The organism is Stenotrophomonas sp. NPDC077461, assembly GCF_049545475.1.
In the GTDB taxonomy this organism is placed as follows: Bacteria; Pseudomonadota; Gammaproteobacteria; order Xanthomonadales; family Xanthomonadaceae; genus Stenotrophomonas; species Stenotrophomonas nematodicola.
The window spans coordinates 23,602-41,178 of record NZ_JBMWDO010000004.1 but is presented as its reverse complement, the minus strand read 5'-3'; the positions used below and the strand labels follow the sequence as shown (position 1 = coordinate 41,178).

Genomic DNA, 17,577 nt, shown 5'->3' with positions numbered 1-17,577 from the left:
TCTCCGCTGGGCTGTGCCCATCTACAGTGAAGGTGGCCGTGCCTGGCCGGGGGAACCGTTCCGCGAGGGAGCGGTGTCGTCCGGACGCGCGCGCGCCGGCTCGATGTTGGTGGGCAGTGTGGAAGCCGGTCCGCGCGCCGCAGCGTCGGCAGGTACCGGGTCCCTCGCCTCGTCAACCGGACGCGGCCATCCGCGCCCTGCCACTACCTCGCCAAGCACGCCATTATCGCCTGTCGCGAGCGGCTTGCCCAATTCCAGCGGAGGCAGTTGCGGCAGATTCACCTCCGGCAGCGCCACCTCGGGCAGCTGCGCCTGCATCCAGCGCACGCCGGGCTGGAGCAGTGGGCGGACCTGGGAGTCGCGCCAGGCGGCCTCGTCGGGCAGCGGCGTGAAGGCGGCGAGCATCAGCAGGACGCAGCCCAGGAACGCCCCACGGACCAGGCCCAGGGCCCCGCCCAGCAGGCGGTCGGCGCCGGTCAGGCAGGTCACCTTCACGGCCGCTTTGATCAGCATTCCGATCCCGCCCACGGCAATCATCACCGCCAGGAACACGCCCAGGTAGCCGCCCACGTAATGGCCGGTGCCGGGCGCCGCCGGTGCAGCCCACCAGTGCGCGGCGTCGTTGCCGAACAGGAACGCCGCCCAGCCGGCCAGCAGCCAGGACAGCGTGGCGACCACGATGCCGACGAACCCGCGCATCAGCCCGAGCAGCACCGAAGTGCCGATCAGCGCCAGCAGCACGATGTCGATCACGCCCGCACGCCGCGGTGGGGCCGTGGGGCCGGCAGCCGGTGCATGCCGGGGCTCAAGGGTGCGGGCGGACCATGCCGGCCACGCCGACCTTGGCCGCGACCTGGGCCTTGAGGTTTTCGGCGTCGGCGCGGTTGGCCACCGGCCCGACGCGCACGCGGTTCAACGTGCCCTTGTCGGTGCGGACCTGCTCGACGAAGGCGCTGAAGCCCGCCGCGCGCACCTTGTCGCGCAGTGCATTGGCTTCAGCGGCCTGGCCGAAGGCGCCCAGCTGCACGGCGAACCCGACGCTGCTGGCGGCCGGTGCGGCCGGTGCGGAAACGGTGGCGGCTGCAGGTGCCGGCTTGGCGGGGGCCGGCTTCGGCTCGGGCTCGGGCTTGGGCGCGGCCGGCTTCGGCTCGGGCTTGGCGGCCGCCACCGGTTCGGCCGGCAGCGCTTCGGTTTTGACCGTATTGGCGGCTGCAGCGGCCGGGGTGGCGCTGGAGGCGCTGGCCGGGGCGGCAGCGGGCGTCGGCGTGGGTGTGGCAGCCACGGCGCTGTCGGCACGGGCGTCCAAGGTCACTACTTCGGCCTTGACGTCGCTGCGCACCTTCACTGCCTGCAGGCGGGCCGACTCGGCTTGGGCGCGATCCGCGTAGGGCCCCACGCGCACGCGCCAGGCCGGGCGGCCGTTGATCGTGGCCGGCTCGCTGAACCCGGGAAGCTGCGATTTCCTGAGGTAGGCGATCACCGCGTCGGCATCGGCCTGGCTGCCGTAGGCGCCGAAGCTGACCGCGTAATTGCCCGCAGCCACGGCCGGGGAGGTGTCAGCCGGCGCCGCATCGGCAGCCACGGCACTGGTGTCGGCCAGCGGCTGGGTGCTGGACACCCCGCTCTGCAGGCCGGTGGCGGCCCCGGTCGGCGCCACCAGGGGCAACTCTCGCGTTTCGAATTGTCCGTCTGACGGTGCAGCCGGCGCGGTGATCGGCACATTGGCCACGCCGCTGTCCGGCGCGGGGCCCTTGACCAGCATGGGCAGGAAGATCACAGCCAAAGCCACCAGAACGATGGCACCAATCAGTCGCTGTTTCAGAGGAGTATCCACGGAAGGCAGGCAGGGCGGCGCGGCGGAATGCCACGGCGATTATACGGTCGCGCGCACGCGCGGCGTCGAATGCGGCTGAACGGCGGCACAGGACCGCCGACGGGATTCACGCTGTCGCTTCCAGCCACTGCAGGGCCTGCGCGGCCGTGTGGAAGGAACCGAACACCAGCACGCGATCACCGGGCTGGCTATCCCGCAGGGCCTGGTGCAGCGCATCGGTCACGCTGGCATGGCGGTTGCCATCGGCCGCGGCCGTGCCGGCCAGGCGCGCCTGCAACGCCTCGGCGCTCTGCGCACGCGCGCCGTCCAGGCCGGCCAGGTGCCAGGTCTGGACCTGCGCCGCCAACGCCTCGACCACACCGGCGGCGTCCTTGTCCTGCAGTGCCGCGAACACGGCCACGGTGCGCCCGGCGGCCGGTGCGGCCTTGAGCGCGGCGGCCAGCTCGCGTGCGGCCTGCGGATTGTGGCCGACGTCGACCAGCACCTCCACGCCGTTGCGGTCGAAGGACTGCAGGCGGCCACGGATGCGCGCATTGGCAATGCCCTCCACGAACGCCGCGCGCGGCAACGGCTTGTCCAGCGCGCGCAGCGCGGCAATCGCCGAGGCGGCATTGCGCAGCTGGATCGGCCCACGCAGCGCCGGCGTCGGCAGGTCGATGCGGAACCCGACGTCGCGCCAGCGCCAGTGCTGTGCGTCAATGACGTCGGCGAAGAAGTCGCTGCCGCCGCGGATCGCGTTGGCACCCAGCACGTAGGCGCGGGCCAGCACGCTGGACGGCGGATCGGTTTCACCGAGGATGACCGGCTTCCAGCCGCGGATGATGCCGGCCTTCTCGGTGCCGATCGCCTCGCGGTCTTCGCCGAGCCAGTCACTGTGGTCGATGTCCACGGTGGTGATCACGGCCACGTCGGCGTCGACAATGTTGACCGCATCCAGGCGCCCGCCCAGACCGACCTCCAGCACCGCCAGGTCCAGCCCGGCGGCGGCGAACAGGTGCAGCGCGGCAAGGGTGCCATACTCGAAATAGGTCAGCGTGGTCTGCCCGCGCGCCTGTTCAACCGCGGCGAATGCAGCGACGAGTGCCTCGTCGGCAACGTCCTGGCCATCGATGCGCACGCGTTCGTTGTAACGCAGCAGGTGCGGGGAGGTGTATGCGCCGACCTTCCAGCCGGCGGCACGTGCGATGGCCTCGATGAAGGCTACGGTCGAGCCTTTGCCGTTGGTGCCGCCGACGACGATGGTACGGGCGGCCGGCGCGCCCAGGCTCATCGCCTGCGCCACGGTACGCACCCGGTCCAGCCCCATGTCGATGGTGGCCGGGTGCTGCTGCTCGATGTAGGTGAGCCAGTCGGTGAGGGTCTGCGGGCGGGCGATGGTCATGGGCGTTGGATCAATGTGGCGGACGACGGGGCGGGACGGGACGGCGTTACAGCGCGCGGTGCTTGGCTTCGCCGAAGAACGGCGTGTGGTGGGCGCAGTCGTTCAGGCGAACCACTTCCAGGCTGTCCAGGTCGGAACCTTCGAGCAGGTTGAGGGTGGTCGGCGCCTGGCGGAAGGTCCACAGGCGGGAAAGCGGCAGGCCGAGGATGCGGCACAGGATCACGCGGTTGACGGCGTCGTGGGCGACGACCAGCAGGGTGTCGTGCTCGCCGAGGCCATCGGCGGCGCGGGCCAGGCCGCGCCAGCTGCGCTCCAGGACCAGGCGCAGCGATTCGCCACCCGGCATCAGGACGGTGTCCGGTTCTTCGCGCCAGGCCTTCAGCCGCGACGGATCCTTGTCGTTGATTTCGCTGGCCAGCAGACCCTCCCACTCACCGTGGGCGATTTCCTGCAGATCCGGTTCGGTGAGCAGCATGTCGGCGCGCGCGCTGCCCAATGCAAGCTGGGCGGTGCGCTGCGCACGCGACAGCGGCGAGGCGACGGCGCGGGTGATGTCGACCGAGACCAGGCGTTCGCCCAGCGCCTGGGCCTGGGCTTCGCCGATCGGCGACAGCGGGATATCGATCTGGCCCTGGTAGCGGCCTTCGGCGTTCCACGGGGTTTCGCCGTGACGGGCAAGCAGGATGCGCATGCGAGCAAAGGGTCCTTGGGGGGAGGAGTTCCGGCGTTTCGTTCACATCCTGTGAAAGCGCGCGGAACAGGGATCATACCCGGTTGACGCATCGAACCCGTGCCGGACGCGGTCTGGCCGCTCTGCGCCCACGTTGCGCCGGGGACCACCCGGTTGCGGTTGACGGCGGCCGCGATCAGTGCAGCGCCGCGCGCGGCCAGCCGGCCAACGGTCGGCTCAACCGGCCACAAAAAAAGCCCCGCTGCTTTCGCAGCGGGGCTCGGTGGATCTGCCCTGCCCGGCTTACTTGACCAGGTTCAGTTCCTTCAGCAGCTGCGGCGCCGGCGCCACTTCCTGCATGATCCACTGCATGTAACGGCTGTCCACCGAGATCATGCGGGTCATCACCGGGTCGAACACCCAGTTGGAGCTGACCGACTCCCAGTTGCCGTCGAAGGCCAGGCCGACCAGCTTGCCGTTGGCATCCAGCACCGGCGAACCCGAGTTGCCGCCGGTGATGTCCAGGTTGGACAGGAAGTTCACCGGTACCGAGCCGATGCGCTTGTCTTCCAGACCGCCGTACCGCTTGGCCTTGACCGCATCAAGCAGCGCCTTGGGCGAGTCGAACGGATCGGCACCGGTTTCCTTGGCGACGATGCCTTCCAGCGTGGTGAACGGGGTGTAGGCCACGCCGTCCTTCGGCGCATAGCCCATGACGTTGCCGAAGGTGATGCGCAGCGACAGGTTGGCGTCCGGGTACACGAACTCGCCCTGGCTCTTCTTGTAGTCCGCCAGCGCCTGCAGGTACAGCGGACGCGCGACCAGCGACTCGCCTTCGCGGGTCTTCCTCTGCTCTTCCTGCTTCAGCAGCGCAGGCATGACGGCCACCGCGTACTGGATCGCCGGATCGGTGCTGGCTTCAAATGCCGCGCGGTCGGCCTTGAACCACTTCAGGCGTTCATCCAGGCTGCCCAGCTTTGTACCCGACAACTTGCTCACCAGACCGTCGATGGCGGCCTTGTCGCTGCCCGCCAGCCACTGGTTCAGCACCTCGTTGTTGCGCTGCGCGGCCGGCAGTGCGGCGTACTGGCCCAGCCAGTAGGCCTGCAGCTGCTGATCCATGCGCGCCACATAGCGGCGGTCCATCTGCTTGAGCGAACCCTCGATCGACGGCAGGTCGCGCTCCTGGTAACCGGCTTCGCGCTCGGCGTCGGCCTTGCTGCGCTCGATCGACAGGCGATACAGCGCGATTGCCGAACCCAGCACCGAGGTGTTGTTGAACTGGCCCACGATCAGGTCGCGGTCGCGGGTGGCGCGGCCTTCTTCCAGGTGCTTGATCAGCTGCGCGTGCGCGGCCAGCGCCGGCTTGCCGGCGGCGCCCTGCTTCTTCAGCCATGCCAGCACGGCCGCTTCCTCGGCCTGCTTCTGGCCGGCGGCGTCGATGCGCTTGAAGCCATCCAGCTGGCCCTGGTAGTTCTTGGCGGTGTTGTTGAGGCCGGCCATCGTGGCGGCGTACTTCACCTTGATGTCCGCGTCCTGCTGGCCGGCCTTGCCGATCAGGTCGATCACCGCGTTGTAGTGGCGCGCGATGGTCGGGTAGGTCCAGCTGGCGGTGTCGTTGAACTCAGCGGCCAGCGCGTAGCGGTTGGTACGGCCCGGGTAGCCGGCCACCATCACGAAGTCGTCGGCGCCCAGCGGCTGGTCGGCGAACTTCAGGAAGTGCTTGGGCTGGTAGGGCACGTTGTCGGCCGAGAACGCGGCCGGCTTGCCGTCCTTGCCCACGTAGGCACGGTAGAACGAGAAGTCGCCGGTGTGGCGCGGCCACATCCAGTTGTCGATGTCGCCACCGAACTTGCCCACGCTGCCCGGGGGCGCGTAGACCAGGCGGACGTCCTTGATTTCCATGTTGCGGAACAGGCGGTAGGTATTGCCGCCGGAGAAGCTGTACAGGCGGCAGCGGAAGCCGGCATCGGCTTCGCAGGCGGCGGTCTGGGCCTTGTCGAAGGCATCCAGCGCGCGGGTGCGGGCCAGCGGGTTCTTGCCGGCGGCGGCGATGGCGGCCTTGGCCTGGTCGGTCACGTCGGTGATCTGGTCGAGCACGAATACGCGGGCGTTGGGGCCTGCGCTCAGTTCATCGCCCAGGGTCGGTGCGTTGAAGCCGTCCTTGATCAGGTTCTTCTCGGCGGTGGAGTTGAGCTGGATCGCGCCGTAGGCACAGTGGTGGTTGGTGACCACCAGGCCCTGCGGCGACACGAAGCTGGCGGTGCAGCCACCCAGTGCCACCACCGCGCCCATCGGATCGCCGGTCAGGTTGGAGATCTGCTCCGGGGACAGCTTCAGGCCGGCCTGCTTGAGCGGGCCGGCAATCTCCGGCAGCTGTTGGGGCACCCACATGCCTTCGGCGGCATGGGCGACCTGGACCAGCCCAAGGCTGGCGACGACGGAGAAAGCGAGCAGGTTCGAGCGCATTGAGCAGCCCCTGGTGAAAGAACCACCGAGTGTAGCCCAGCACCCGCCCCGCCCCGATGCCCGGAAGTCATGGCCCCCCAGGGGGACCCCGGACCACCCGCAACGCAGCATGGGAAAACTGCCGGCGGCTCTATAATCCGCGTTTCCCCCCAGACGAGTTCCACCCCGATGGCGCAGCAAACAATGAAGGCCCTGGTCAAGCGTGAAGCCGCCAAGGGCATCTGGCTGGAAGAGGTTCCGGTCCCCACCCCGGGCCCGAACGAAGTCCTGATCAAGCTGGAAAAGACCGCCATCTGCGGTACCGACCTGCACATCTACCTGTGGGACGAATGGAGCCAGCGCACCATCAAGCCGGGTCTGACCATCGGCCACGAATTCGTCGGCCGCATCGCCGGGATCGGCCCGGGCGTGACCGGCTATGAGATCGGCCAGCGCGTCTCGGCCGAAGGCCACATCGTGTGCGGCCACTGCCGCAACTGCCGTGGGGGCCGCCCGCACCTGTGCCCGAACACCGTGGGCATCGGCGTCAACGTCAACGGCGCCTTCGCCGAGTACATGGTGATGCCGGCCAGCAACCTGTGGCCGATCCCCGACCAGATCCCGTCCGAGCTGGCCGCCTTCTTCGACCCGTATGGCAACGCCGCGCACTGCGCGCTGGAGTTCAACGTGATCGGCGAAGACGTGCTGATCACCGGTGCCGGTCCGATCGGAATCATCGCTGCCGGCATCTGCAAGCACATCGGTGCGCGCAACGTGGTGGTCACCGACGTCAACGATTTCCGCCTGAAGCTGGCGGCCGACATGGGCGCCACCCGCGTGGTCAACGTGTCCAACACCTCGCTCAAGGACGTGATGAAGGACCTGCACATGGAGGGCTTCGACGTGGGCCTGGAAATGAGCGGCAATCCGCGCGCCTTCAACGACATGCTCGACTGCATGTACCACGGTGGCAAGATCGCCATGCTCGGCATCATGCCCAAGGGCGCCGGCTGCGACTGGGACAAGATCATCTTCAAGGGCCTCACGGTGCAGGGCATCTACGGCCGCAAGATGTACGAGACCTGGTACAAGATGACCCAGCTGGTACTGTCCGGCTTCCCGCTCGGCAAGGTGCTCACCCACCAGTTGCCGATCGACGACTTCCAGAAGGGCTTCGACCTGATGGAACAGGGCAAGGCCGGCAAGGTCGTGCTGAGCTGGAATTGACCATGCGGCGCGTCACGACCACCGGTCGTGACCTGCCACGGAGGTGATGCCCTGCCGGGTTGGGTACCGACCGGGTGTCGGTACGAAAAAGGCGCCTTTCGGCGCCTTTTTCATGCCCATCGCCGCGTCAGATCATTTGCCCACGGCCACGGTGAACACCACGCGGTTGTCGGCCAGCCTGCCGTTGTTGTCACGACCGGCACCATCGGTACCGTGGTAGCCCAGACCCAGGTTGAACAGGCCGAACTGGCGGCTCACGCCGACGTTGAAGTCGGTGTAGTCCTTGCCGAAATCGGTCTCGAGCGAGGTGCGGCCGACGTTCGCGCTCAGGGTGAAGTCATTGGGCAGGCCCCACTCGCCGCCCACCGCGTAATACCAGCTCTTGGTATCGGACCCGGACAGGTCGTTGGTGTAGGCCACCGTGAGCTTGTACTGCTCGGCAAACGTGGTGGTGGTGATCAGCTCGTTGTAGTTCAGCTCGCTGGCGCCCGGGTAGGTGTAGCGGTTGAGCAGCACGTCGAAATTGACGCCGTCCGTGACATCCACTCCGTAGCCGATCAGGTAGTCGATCTCCAGGTTCGGGTCGCCCGGCCCGAAGTCCACGCCCGAGCCCCACACGCCCGCATACAGGCCCACCGGCGAGGTGTAGGTGAAGCCGGCCTGCAGGGTCGGGTCCTCGTCGGTCTGGGAGACACCCCGGAACACGTAGTCCGATACCGCGGTGACGTTCCAGCTGAAGGGAGACTCGGTCTCGTCCTGGGCAGCGGCGGCGAACGGGGCAAGCAGGGCGGCGCAGAGCACAACGGCGGCGGTGCAGCGCGTGGCGTGGTTCATGCGGGGTCTCTCCAGACGTGGGGGCAGGTGCGGCGGGGTTTACGGTTTTTTAACCTGATTGATATTGCGATGCAACAATCACATGCGCAACCGTTTTCGCTCATGCCCCGGCCCGCCCGCCGCCGGAGGGCGGCCCCGGTACCGACGGGGACAGGTAAAATCCCGGGTTTCCCGTGCCGAAGACTGCCTGCCATGAGCGACGCCATCACCGCCCCGCTGACCCAGCACTACGTTGAAGAACTGGAGGCGATCCGCGCCCAGGGCCTGTTCAAGTCCGAACGCATCATCACCAGCCCGCAGTCGGCCGAGATCACGCTGGATGACGGCCGCACGGTGCTGAACTTCTGCGCCAACAACTACCTTGGCCTGGCCGACCACCCGGACCTGATCCAGGCGGCCAAGGATGCGCTGGACAGCCACGGCTTCGGCATGGCATCGGTGCGCTTCATCTGCGGCACCCAGGACCTGCACAAGCAGCTGGAAAGGCAGATCGCCGACTTCTTCGGCAAGCAGGACACCATTCTCTATGCGGCCTGCTTCGATGCCAACGGCGGCCTGTTCGAACCGCTGCTCGGCGAAAACGACGCCATCATCTCCGATGCGCTCAACCATGCGTCGATCATCGACGGCGTGCGCCTGTGCAAGGCCAAGCGGTTCCGCTACGCCAACTGCGACATGGCCGACCTGGAAGCGCAGCTGCAGGCCGCCGATGCCGCCGGCTGCAGGACCAAGCTGATCACCACCGACGGCGTGTTCTCGATGGACGGTTTCATCGCGCCGCTGGACGAGATCACCGCGCTGGCGAAGAAGTACAACGCACTGGTGCACATCGACGAATGCCACGCCACCGGCTTCCTCGGCGCCACCGGCCGCGGCTCGGCCGAAGTCAAGGGCGTGCTGGAGAAGATCGACATCATCACCGGTACGCTGGGCAAGGCGATGGGCGGCGCGCTGGGCGGCTTCACCACCGCCAGCGCGGAAGTGATCGAGCTGCTGCGCCAGCGCTCGCGCCCCTATCTGTTCTCCAACTCCCTGCCGCCGCACGTGGTGGCTGCCGGCATCAAGGCCTTCGAGATGCTGGCCGCCGCCGGCGACCTGCGCAGCACGCTGGCCGACAACACCGCCTACTTCCGCCAGAAGATGACGGCCGCCGGTTTCGACGTGAAGCCGGGCGTGCATCCGATCAGCCCGGTGATGCTGTACGACGCGCCGCTCGCGCAGAAATTCGCCGAGCGCCTGCTCGAGGAAGGCATCTACGCGATCGGGTTCTTCTTCCCGGTCGTGCCCAAGGGCCAGGCGCGCATCCGCACCCAGATCAGCGCCGCACATACGCGTGCGCACCTGGATCGCGCGATCGACGCTTTCACCCGCATCGGTGTCGAGCTGGGCGTCATCAAGGGGTGATCAGCGCCTGCCGTAGCGCGGGCATTGCCCCGCGCTACGGCATTGGCCCGCCCTTGCCCGGTCGCGCACAGGGCGTCATTTCTTTTTCTTCTTGTCCTTCGCCGTTTCCTTGCTGGCCACCACCACCGCAGCGGCGCGATCCTGCGCGTTGCCCTTGGCCACGCGGATACCGTTGGCCTTCATCCAGGCATCGAACTCGTCGGCGCTCATGCGCCTGTCGCCGTCACTCATCAGGAAACGGTAACTGCCCCGGCCGTCCAGCTCCGGCGTGTGGATCTCCACGATCGGTTCGCTCGTCGGTGGCGGCGCCTTGGCCATCTGCTTATGGCCGCCGCAGGCGCCCAGCAGCGCGACGGGTACCAGCAGGCAGCCGCCGCGCAGGAGGAAACGGTGGAAAGAGTTGACGTGCATGGTCTTGCTCCCGGTGATGATCGGAATGTCCCTTCGAAGGCCATCCATTGCCCGGGTCGACTGGCCTGCCACATGCCGGCAGGCCGCGAGGTCACGGTGAGGCCGCAGCGCCCTTGGCCGCGGCATACAGCAGGTCCAGATCGTGTTGGCTGAGTTCGCGCCAGGCGCCCTTGCCCAGCTCACCCATCGGCAGCTGTCCGATGGCCACGCGCACCAGCCGCAGCACATTGATGTCGACGGCGGCCAGCAGGCGGCGGATGTGGCGGTTGCGCCCCTCCTCCAGCACCACTTCCAGCCAGGCGGTTTTCTCGCCGCTGCGCAGCAGGTCGACACGCCGCGCGCACAGGCGCTCGCCGTCATCCTCGACGCCGGCGCACAGCGCCTGCAACTGCGCGGCATCGGGGATCGTGTCGATCTGCACGTGATAGGTCTTGTCCGGCCCGGTCGTCGGGTCGGTGAGCCGGGCGGCCCACTGCGGATCGTTGCTGAACAGCAGCAGCCCTTCGCTGGCCTTGTCCAGGCGCCCCACCGGCGCGATCCACGGCAGGCCCGCACCGTCGAAGCAGCGGTAGACCGTGTCGCGGCCCTGCTCGTCCTGTGCGGTCGTGACCAGCCCGCGCGGTTTGTTGAGCATCAGATGGATGCGCCGCGGCGCATCCAGCGCGCGTCCATCCACGCGCACCTGGTGGCGCCCATCGATGATCGGGTACTCGGGGTTGTTGATGACCCGCCCGTCCACCGTGACCCGTCCGTCGGCAATCCAGCGCGCCGCTTCGGTGCGCGAGCACAGGCCCGCCTTGGACAGCACCCGGGCCAGGCCGTGCCGCACGGCCCCGGCACTGCCCGGAGAGGGGGACTTCTGCGGGGACGCACGCCGCTCGGGGCGGCGTGGTCGGGGCGCGGACGCGGCGGGGGGCCGGCGTGTGGTCATGAGCTCCGCGCGCGGCGGCTTACTTCTTCTCGCCCGGCTTGGTGTCAGCCGGTGCTTCCGCGGCGGCCGGGACGGCAGCCGGCGCCGGACGCGCCTTGACCACGCGCACACCGCGCGCCTTCATCCAGGCGTCGAATTCCTCGGCGGTCATGCGCTTGCCGTTCTGGCTCATGTCAAAGCGCCACGGCGTGTTGTCGAACTCGGTCTGCGGCTTGTAGGCCGCCGGATCGTTCGGCTTGATCGCCGGTGCACCCGGCATCGCCTTGGCGATGTTCTGGCAGCCATCAATGCGCAGGCGCTGCAACACGCGGTCCAGCGACTGGTGCTGGTCGAAATTGGAGGTCAGCACACCAGCCGGCATGCCGAGCTGCACGTTGCGGATGTACAGCTCCTCGGCCACGGGCGCGATCGCGGTGGCCGGCAGCGGCAGCGGCGAAGCGCTGGTGTTCGCCGAACAATCCACGGCTGCGTGGGCGGCGGGAACCAGGGCCAGGCCAAGCACGGTGGCCAGTGCGATACGCAGCATGGGATGCATCCAGGAAAGGGGTCGACGCGCCGAGTTTAACAGCGCCACAACGGCTTTCAAGATCCCACATTCAATGAATACGGCAACTTGTTGGATTTAAAGCAAAGATCCAATGCGGCCTGCGTCGGCGTGCTCGGTAGCTGCCGCCGCCGAACCGAAGGCGCATGGCAATGACAGTGGTCCGGCGCTTGGCGTTTGGGCGCAAAAAAAAGGGCCCGGCAATGCCGGGCCCTCTTCTGAGGCTGTACAACCAGACAGATCAGTTCTGGACGTTCAGCTCGGTACGACGGTTCTTTGCACGGCCTTCCGGGTTGTCCGAACCGTCCGGGTTGGTGTTCGGAGCAATCGGACGGCTCTCGCCGTAGCCGATCGGACCCACCAGACGCGAAGCGGACACGCCGTTCTTGGTCAGGTAGTCGTACACGGTGGTGGCGCGACGCTCGGACAGCTTCTGGTTGTAAGCGTCGGTGCCCTTCGAGTCGGTGTGGCCGGCCACTTCAACGCGCAGATCCGGGTAACGCTTCAGGATCTCGGTGGCTTCGCTCAGGATCGCCACGGCGTCCGGACGCAGGGTCGACTTGTCGAAGTCGAAGTTGACGCCCTTCAGGTCGATGGAGACCGGCACCGGGCAGCCGTCCGGACCGATGGTCTGGCCAGGCTGGGAGTTCGGGCACTTGTCGTCGCAGTTGTTGACGCCGTCACCGTCGTCATCCAGGTCGGCGCAGCTCGGGGCAACCGGAGCCGGAGCAACCACAGCCGCGGTCGGGGCCGGGCCCAGCGGGATCACGACGCCGACCGAAGCCAGCACGTCGCCGAACCAGTCTTCCGTCGGAGCAGCGATGCTCTGGTCGTCGAAGTCAGCGCGGTAGGCCACTTCGGCACGGACAGCAACGCGCTTTTCGAAGGTGGTCTGCAGACCCACGCCGACCTTGGCGGCGAAGTTGCCGTCCTTGCGCTCACGCGGACCGTTGTTGTCCAGCGCCGGGTACTCTTCTTCCGACTTCTGGTAGCCCAGACCCATCAGCAGGTACGGGTTCCAGCCACGGCCTTCGGAGATGAAGTGGCGACGCAGGTCGATCGAGGCGCCGTACTGGCTCCAGTTCAGATCCTGGTTGGCGTCGAAGTTCGGGTTCTGGTAGTTCAGTTCACCGTCCAGCGACCAGTTGGGGCTGATGAACTTACCGAGGCCCAGGGTCACGAACGGAGCGTCGTTGGTCAGACGGTCGTTATCCTGGAAGTTGAAGCCGGCCGAACCGGTCAGGTACCAGCGGTCGTCAAAATCCTGCGCCGATGCAGCCTGGGCGAAAGCCAGACCGCCCAGCAGCGCGGCAGTGAGGATCTTCTTGTTCATTGAGTACAGCTCCTATTTCGGGGGTATGAAACCGGTAGAGGCATGGGCCAGCACTACTGCGTCGTTTTCAGACTGCCGATTCAGCACGCCACCGCCGCGAACATTATGCTCAGGAGGGTGAAGGTGATGTTAACAGTCCCGTAACATGTGAAGAGAACGGCCAGGCCCCTACCCGGCCCAGCGGGTGGCACCGTATACAGGTTGATGAAATTGCGCAAGCGCCTTTGATGACAAGGGTTTCCCGGGATTCATCCCGCTATGGGTGCCAACCGGGAGTATTTCGCCCCTGCGCGATGCCCGCATTGATTCAGCGCAGAAACAGCAATGTCAGCAACCGTATGATGGCGTCAACACCCCGATATCGGAGCTGTCATGAAAGCCGTGGGACTGACCCGCTACCTGCCCGTCGATGACCCCGAGGCCCTGCAGGATCTGCAGCTTTCCGAGCCGGGCCCGCCGCAGGGACGCGACCTGCTGGTGCGGGTGCAGGCGATCTCGGTCAACCCGGTGGACACCAAACTGCGGGCCCCGCGCGAGGGCCGGGAAGAGTCGCCCCGCATCCTCGGTTTCGACGCCGCCGGCGTGGTGGACGCGGTCGGGCCGGAAGTGACTGCTTTCATGCCGGGCGATACGGTTTATTACGCCGGCGACGTCACCCGACCGGGCTGCAACGCCCAATGGCAGTGGGTGGATGAGCGTCTGGTCGGACGCCAGCCAACCACGCTGGACGCCGCGGATGCCGCTGCGCTGCCTCTCACCGCGCTCACCGCCTGGGAACTGCTGTTCGAGCGCATGCCCCTGCGCTTCGATGACCGCCATCATGCCGGGCAGCATCTGCTGGTCATCGGCGGCGCCGGTGGCGTCGGCTCGATCGCGATCCAGCTGGCCCGGCATGCGGGCTTCACGGTGATCGCCACCGCCTCCCGCGACGCGACGCGCGCGTGGTGCACGCAGATGGGCGCCGACCATGTGATCGACCATCGCCAGCCGCTGCTACCGCAGCTTCAGGCGCTGGGCATCGACCAGGTCGAGGTCGTGCTGAATCTGGCCGATACCGATCACTACTGGGACGCGATCGGCGACCTGCTGGCACCGCAGGGGCATGTCGGGCTGATCGTGGAGCCGCGCGGCGCGCTGCGCATCGGCGATCCATACAAGGCCAAGTGCATCGGCATCCACTGGGAATTCATGTTCGCGCGGGCGCGTTTCCGCACCCACGACATGATCGAACAGCATCGCATTCTCAACCGCGTGGCCAGCCTGTTGGACGCCGGCGAACTGCGCAGCACCGCGCACACGCTGCTGGGCCCGATCAATGCGGCAAACCTGCGCGAGGCGCACCGTCGCCTCGAAACCGGGGAGGTGATCGGCAAGCTGGTGCTGTCCGGCTGGGACTGACCCGCCAACGCGCCGCTGTGGGCGCGGATTGGTATGCATCTGTATCTGTCGGCGCGTCCCGGCCGGCCCTACATTCAAGGGCCTTTCCGGTGAACGCGCCATGCCCACGTCCCTCCCCCTCCGCCTGGCCCAGCTGCTGCTGGGTCTGTTCCTGTATGGCATCGGCGCGGCGGTGATGATCCGTGCCGCCATTGGCGTCGCCCCGTGGGATGTGCTGTCGCAGGGCATCGCGCTGCAGACCCCGCTGTCGTTCGGGGTGGCGACCAATGTGATCGGCGCACTGGTCCTGCTGCTGTGGTGGCCGATCCGGCAGAAGCCGGGGCTGGGCACGGTACTGAACGTGATGCTGATCGGCCCCAGCGCGCAGTTCGGGCTGTGGCTGCTGCCGGAGGTGCACGGCCTGGCATGGCAGGTGCCGATGTTCGTGCTGGGCCTGCTGCTGGTGGCGGTGGCGACCGGGTTGTACATCGGCGCCCGCTTCGGCCCGGGCCCGCGCGATGGCCTGATGACCGGCCTGCACGCGCGGACCGGCTGGCCGATCTGGATCGTGCGCAGCCTGATCGAAGGCACGGTGCTGGTGATCGGCTGGCAGCTCGGTGGCGACGTCGGCGTGGGCACCCTCGCCTTCGCCCTGCTGATCGGCCCCCTGTGCGGCGTGACTCTGCCCTTCTTCGGCATCCACAGGCCCACTCCGGCAGCCGCCGCCCGGTAGTGCCGGCCGCTGGCCGGCGCCCCGTCGGGCTGGCGCCAGCGGCGGGCATCACCCGCCTCAACGGCCGCCCGCCACCAGACGCCCCTTGCCGTTGGGGCCATTTCGCGGCACGCTTCATGCTTCCGTACGCAAGCGTATCGACATGTCGCCAGCCGCCGAATCCACCGCCTATCCCCACCTGTTCACCCCGCTGGACCTGGGCTTCACCCAGCTCCGCAACCGCGTGCTGATGGGGTCCATGCACACCGGCCTGGAAGACCGGGCCCGCGACTTCCCCCGGCTGGCGGCGTATTTCGCCGAGCGTGCGGCCGGCGGCGTCGGCCTGATCGTCACCGGTGGCTTTGCCCCGAACGTGGTGGGCTGGCTCAAGCCGTTCGGCGGCAAGCTGTCCTGGCCGTGGGAGGTGCGTCCGCATCGCCAGGTCACCCGTGCGGTGCACGACAACGGCGGCCGGATCTGCCTGCAGTTGCTGCACGCGGGCCGCTATGCCTACCACCCCCTGTCGGTGGCACCGTCCCGGCTGAAAGCACCGATCAATCCGTTCACCCCGCGCGCGCTGTCGGCCCGCGGTGTGGATCGCCACATCGCCGATTACGCGCGCAGCGCGCGGCTGGCCCGCGAGGCCGGCTATGACGGCGTGGAAGTGATGGGGTCGGAAGGCTATCTGATCAACGAATTCATCGCCCCGCGCACCAACCAGCGCACCGACCGCTGGGGCGGCGACGCCGCGCAGCGCATGCGCTTCGCGGTGGAGATCGTGCGCCGCATCCGCGAGGCGTGCGGGCCGGATTTCATCATCATCTACCGGCTGTCACTGGTGGACCTGGTGGACAACGGCAGCAACTGGGAAGAGATCGTGCAGCAGGCGCAGGCGATCGAAGCCGCCGGTGCGACCCTGATCAATTCGGGCATCGGCTGGCACGAGGCGCGCATTCCCACTATCGCCACCTCGGTGCCGCGTGGCGCCTTCGCCGGGGTCACCGCCAAGCTCAAGCCGCACGTGCGCGTTCCACTGATCGCCACCAACCGGATCAACATGCCGGATGTGGCCGAGCGCATCCTGGCCGGCGGCGGGGCCGATATGGTCTCTCTGGCGCGCCCGCTGCTGGCCGATCCGGCGTGGGCCAACAAGGCACGCAGCGGCCGCCCGGAGTCGATCAATACCTGCATCGCGTGCAACCAGGCCTGCCTGGATCACGTGTTCGAGAACAAGACCGCCAGTTGCCTGGTCAATCCGCGGGCGGTGCATGAAACCGAGCTGGTCTACCGCCCGGTCGCCACCGCGCGGCGCGTGGCCGTGGTCGGCGCCGGGCCGGCCGGCCTGGCATGCGCGACCGTGGCCGCCGAACGCGGGCACCGGGTGACGCTGTTTGACGCCAACAGCGAGATCGGCGGCCAGTTCAACGTGGCCAAGCGCATCCCCGGCAAGGAGGAGTTCCACGAAACCCTGCGCTACTTCGGGCACAGGCTGGCCGAGACCGGCGTGGAGCTGAAGCTGGGCACCGTGGCCGATGTCGCCACGCTGGCCGGCTTCGATGCGGTGGTGGTCGCCACCGGCATCACCCCGCGCCAGGTCGATTTCCCCGGCGCCGACCATCCCAAGGTGGTCAGCTATCTGGACGTGCTGCTCGGCCGGGTGGTCGTGGGGCCGCAGGCGGCGATCATCGGTGCCGGCGGTATCGGCTTCGATGTCGGCGAATTCCTGGTGCACGAGGGTCCGTCGCCGGCGCTGGATACGGCGCGCTGGATGGCCGAATGGGGCGTGGACCCGAGTTTCGAGACGCGCGGCGCGCTGACGCGACCGGCCCCGGAAGCGCCGGCCCGCAAGGTCTGGCTGCTGCAGCGCAGCCCCGGCAGACCGGGTGCCCGCCTGGGCAAGACCACCGGCTGGATCCACCGCGCCACGCTCAAGGCCAAGGGCGTGACCCTGCTCGGCGGCGTGGAGTACCTGGGCGTGGACGACGCCGGCCTGCGTGTCCGCGTGGGCGACCAGGAACAGACCTTGCCGGTCGACCACGTGGTGATCTGCGCGGGGCAGGAACCGCGGCGCGATCTGCACGCCGCACTGGTGGCGGCGGGTGTGCAGGCCCACCTGATCGGCGGTGCCGACGTGGCCGCCGAACTGGATGCCAAGCGCGCGATCCGCCAGGGCAGCGAGCTGGCGGCGGCGCTGTAAAACGGGTTGCCGGCGCGCGGCCGGCACTCCCTGAATGGGCGAATTCGGCCGCCCTCCGAACCTGAATGTCAAGTCTTCAGGTTCAGGATGCATTGGGAAATGGCCCCCTATCGTGCGCCAACTTTCCCGCTCACCACCCAGTTCGAGTGAGCGCGCGGACCCGTCATCCTGATCGGGTCCGCCACCGGGCGGCCCCGATGGCCGCCTCCCCATGACGCCAAGTCGTACCCCACGCCCCGTCCGAATGATCGGATGGACAGCCAGGTGCGGCCCA

15 protein-coding genes are annotated in these 17,577 nt (G+C 68.0%); 5 read left to right on the top strand and 10 right to left on the bottom strand.

Annotated elements, in window-relative coordinates:
- Window positions 1–21: 21 nt before the first annotated feature.
- The 5 genes from ACPEH8_RS08715 to ACPEH8_RS08695 form a co-directional block, all read right to left on the bottom strand.
- Window positions 22–753, bottom strand: a complete 732-nt coding sequence (locus tag ACPEH8_RS08715; RefSeq protein WP_136005548.1) for a CvpA family protein — start codon at window positions 751–753, stop codon at window positions 22–24.
- A gap of 52 nt (window positions 754–805) precedes the next feature.
- Window positions 806–1,834: an SPOR domain-containing protein gene (locus tag ACPEH8_RS08710; RefSeq protein ID WP_423666511.1), complete on the bottom strand. Its 1,029-nt coding sequence runs from the start codon at window positions 1,832–1,834 to the stop codon at window positions 806–808.
- A 106-nt stretch (window positions 1,835–1,940) separates the two neighbouring features.
- A complete protein-coding gene (gene folC / locus ACPEH8_RS08705) occupies window positions 1,941–3,215 on the bottom strand; it encodes a bifunctional tetrahydrofolate synthase/dihydrofolate synthase (RefSeq protein WP_153164574.1) in 1,275 nt (424 codons plus the stop codon).
- Between the two features lie 46 nt (window positions 3,216–3,261).
- A complete protein-coding gene (locus ACPEH8_RS08700; RefSeq protein WP_017356794.1) occupies window positions 3,262–3,906 on the bottom strand; it encodes a histidine phosphatase family protein in 645 nt (214 codons plus the stop codon).
- A 282-nt stretch (window positions 3,907–4,188) separates the two neighbouring features.
- The gene (locus tag ACPEH8_RS08695) at window positions 4,189–6,354 is read right to left on the bottom strand and encodes a S46 family peptidase (RefSeq protein WP_017356795.1); all 2,166 of its coding nucleotides are present in this window, start codon (window positions 6,352–6,354) and stop codon (window positions 4,189–4,191) included.
- 183 nt (window positions 6,355–6,537) lie between these two features.
- On the opposite strand from ACPEH8_RS08695, the gene tdh reads away from it, so the two are divergent.
- Entirely contained in the window at window positions 6,538–7,560 is a 1,023-nt protein-coding gene (gene tdh, locus ACPEH8_RS08690) for an L-threonine 3-dehydrogenase (RefSeq protein WP_026070885.1), read from the top strand.
- A gap of 132 nt (window positions 7,561–7,692) precedes the next feature.
- Here the strand turns inward: tdh and ACPEH8_RS08685 are convergent, their stop codons facing one another.
- Entirely contained in the window at window positions 7,693–8,394 is a 702-nt protein-coding gene (locus ACPEH8_RS08685; protein WP_017356797.1) for a TorF family putative porin, read from the bottom strand.
- A gap of 192 nt (window positions 8,395–8,586) precedes the next feature.
- On the opposite strand from ACPEH8_RS08685, the gene kbl reads away from it, so the two are divergent.
- Window positions 8,587–9,798 (top strand): glycine C-acetyltransferase, encoded by a 1,212-nt coding sequence (gene kbl, locus ACPEH8_RS08680; protein ID WP_017356798.1) that lies wholly within the window; start codon window positions 8,587–8,589, stop codon window positions 9,796–9,798.
- A 75-nt stretch (window positions 9,799–9,873) separates the two neighbouring features.
- Here the strand turns inward: kbl and ACPEH8_RS08675 are convergent, their stop codons facing one another.
- The 4 genes from ACPEH8_RS08675 to ACPEH8_RS08660 form a co-directional block, all read right to left on the bottom strand.
- Entirely contained in the window at window positions 9,874–10,209 is a 336-nt protein-coding gene (locus ACPEH8_RS08675; protein WP_262071651.1) for a hypothetical protein, read from the bottom strand.
- A gap of 91 nt (window positions 10,210–10,300) precedes the next feature.
- On the bottom strand, window positions 10,301–11,140 hold the full coding sequence (locus ACPEH8_RS08670; RefSeq protein ID WP_136005538.1) for a pseudouridine synthase: 840 nt from the start codon (window positions 11,138–11,140) through the stop codon (window positions 10,301–10,303).
- A 19-nt stretch (window positions 11,141–11,159) separates the two neighbouring features.
- Window positions 11,160–11,666 (bottom strand): hypothetical protein, encoded by a 507-nt coding sequence (locus tag ACPEH8_RS08665; protein WP_017356945.1) that lies wholly within the window; start codon window positions 11,664–11,666, stop codon window positions 11,160–11,162.
- Window positions 11,667–11,925: 259 nt separating this feature from the next.
- The gene (locus tag ACPEH8_RS08660; protein ID WP_017356946.1) at window positions 11,926–13,017 is read right to left on the bottom strand and encodes an OmpA family protein; all 1,092 of its coding nucleotides are present in this window, start codon (window positions 13,015–13,017) and stop codon (window positions 11,926–11,928) included.
- Between the two features lie 372 nt (window positions 13,018–13,389).
- On the opposite strand from ACPEH8_RS08660, the gene ACPEH8_RS08655 reads away from it, so the two are divergent.
- The 3 genes from ACPEH8_RS08655 to ACPEH8_RS08645 all read left to right on the top strand — a co-directional run bounded on the left by ACPEH8_RS08655 (window position 13,390) and on the right by ACPEH8_RS08645 (window position 17,303).
- On the top strand, window positions 13,390–14,415 hold the full coding sequence (locus ACPEH8_RS08655; RefSeq protein WP_423666509.1) for a zinc-binding alcohol dehydrogenase family protein: 1,026 nt from the start codon (window positions 13,390–13,392) through the stop codon (window positions 14,413–14,415).
- A gap of 100 nt (window positions 14,416–14,515) precedes the next feature.
- Window positions 14,516–15,127, top strand: coding sequence for a YczE/YyaS/YitT family protein (locus ACPEH8_RS08650; RefSeq protein WP_017356949.1), 612 nt, complete (start codon window positions 14,516–14,518; stop codon window positions 15,125–15,127).
- Window positions 15,128–15,269: 142 nt separating this feature from the next.
- Window positions 15,270–17,303, top strand: a complete 2,034-nt coding sequence (locus ACPEH8_RS08645) for an NADPH-dependent 2,4-dienoyl-CoA reductase (protein ID WP_017357268.1) — start codon at window positions 15,270–15,272, stop codon at window positions 17,301–17,303.
- Window positions 17,304–17,577 lie beyond the last annotated feature (274 nt).

Excerpts from the sequence above, each read along its gene's own strand:
- folC (WP_153164574.1), bottom strand. The coding sequence starts at position 3,215 with ATGACCATCGCCCGCCCGCAGACCCTCACCGACTGGCTCACCTACATC.
- ACPEH8_RS08700 (WP_017356794.1), bottom strand. The coding sequence starts at position 3,906 with ATGCGCATCCTGCTTGCCCGTCACGGCGAAACCCCGTGGAACGCCGAA.
- ACPEH8_RS08695 (WP_017356795.1), bottom strand. The coding sequence starts at position 6,354 with ATGCGCTCGAACCTGCTCGCTTTCTCCGTCGTCGCCAGCCTTGGGCTG.
- tdh (WP_026070885.1), top strand. The coding sequence starts at position 6,538 with ATGAAGGCCCTGGTCAAGCGTGAAGCCGCCAAGGGCATCTGGCTGGAA.
- ACPEH8_RS08685 (WP_017356797.1), bottom strand. The coding sequence starts at position 8,394 with ATGAACCACGCCACGCGCTGCACCGCCGCCGTTGTGCTCTGCGCCGCC.
- kbl (WP_017356798.1), top strand. The coding sequence starts at position 8,587 with ATGAGCGACGCCATCACCGCCCCGCTGACCCAGCACTACGTTGAAGAA.
- ACPEH8_RS08675 (WP_262071651.1), bottom strand. The coding sequence starts at position 10,209 with ATGCACGTCAACTCTTTCCACCGTTTCCTCCTGCGCGGCGGCTGCCTG.
- ACPEH8_RS08670 (WP_136005538.1), bottom strand. The coding sequence starts at position 11,140 with ATGACCACACGCCGGCCCCCCGCCGCGTCCGCGCCCCGACCACGCCGC.
- ACPEH8_RS08665 (WP_017356945.1), bottom strand. The coding sequence starts at position 11,666 with ATGCTGCGTATCGCACTGGCCACCGTGCTTGGCCTGGCCCTGGTTCCC.
- ACPEH8_RS08660 (WP_017356946.1), bottom strand. The coding sequence starts at position 13,017 with ATGAACAAGAAGATCCTCACTGCCGCGCTGCTGGGCGGTCTGGCTTTC.
- ACPEH8_RS08655 (WP_423666509.1), top strand. The coding sequence starts at position 13,390 with ATGAAAGCCGTGGGACTGACCCGCTACCTGCCCGTCGATGACCCCGAG.
- ACPEH8_RS08650 (WP_017356949.1), top strand. The coding sequence starts at position 14,516 with ATGCCCACGTCCCTCCCCCTCCGCCTGGCCCAGCTGCTGCTGGGTCTG.
- ACPEH8_RS08645 (WP_017357268.1), top strand. The coding sequence starts at position 15,270 with ATGTCGCCAGCCGCCGAATCCACCGCCTATCCCCACCTGTTCACCCCG.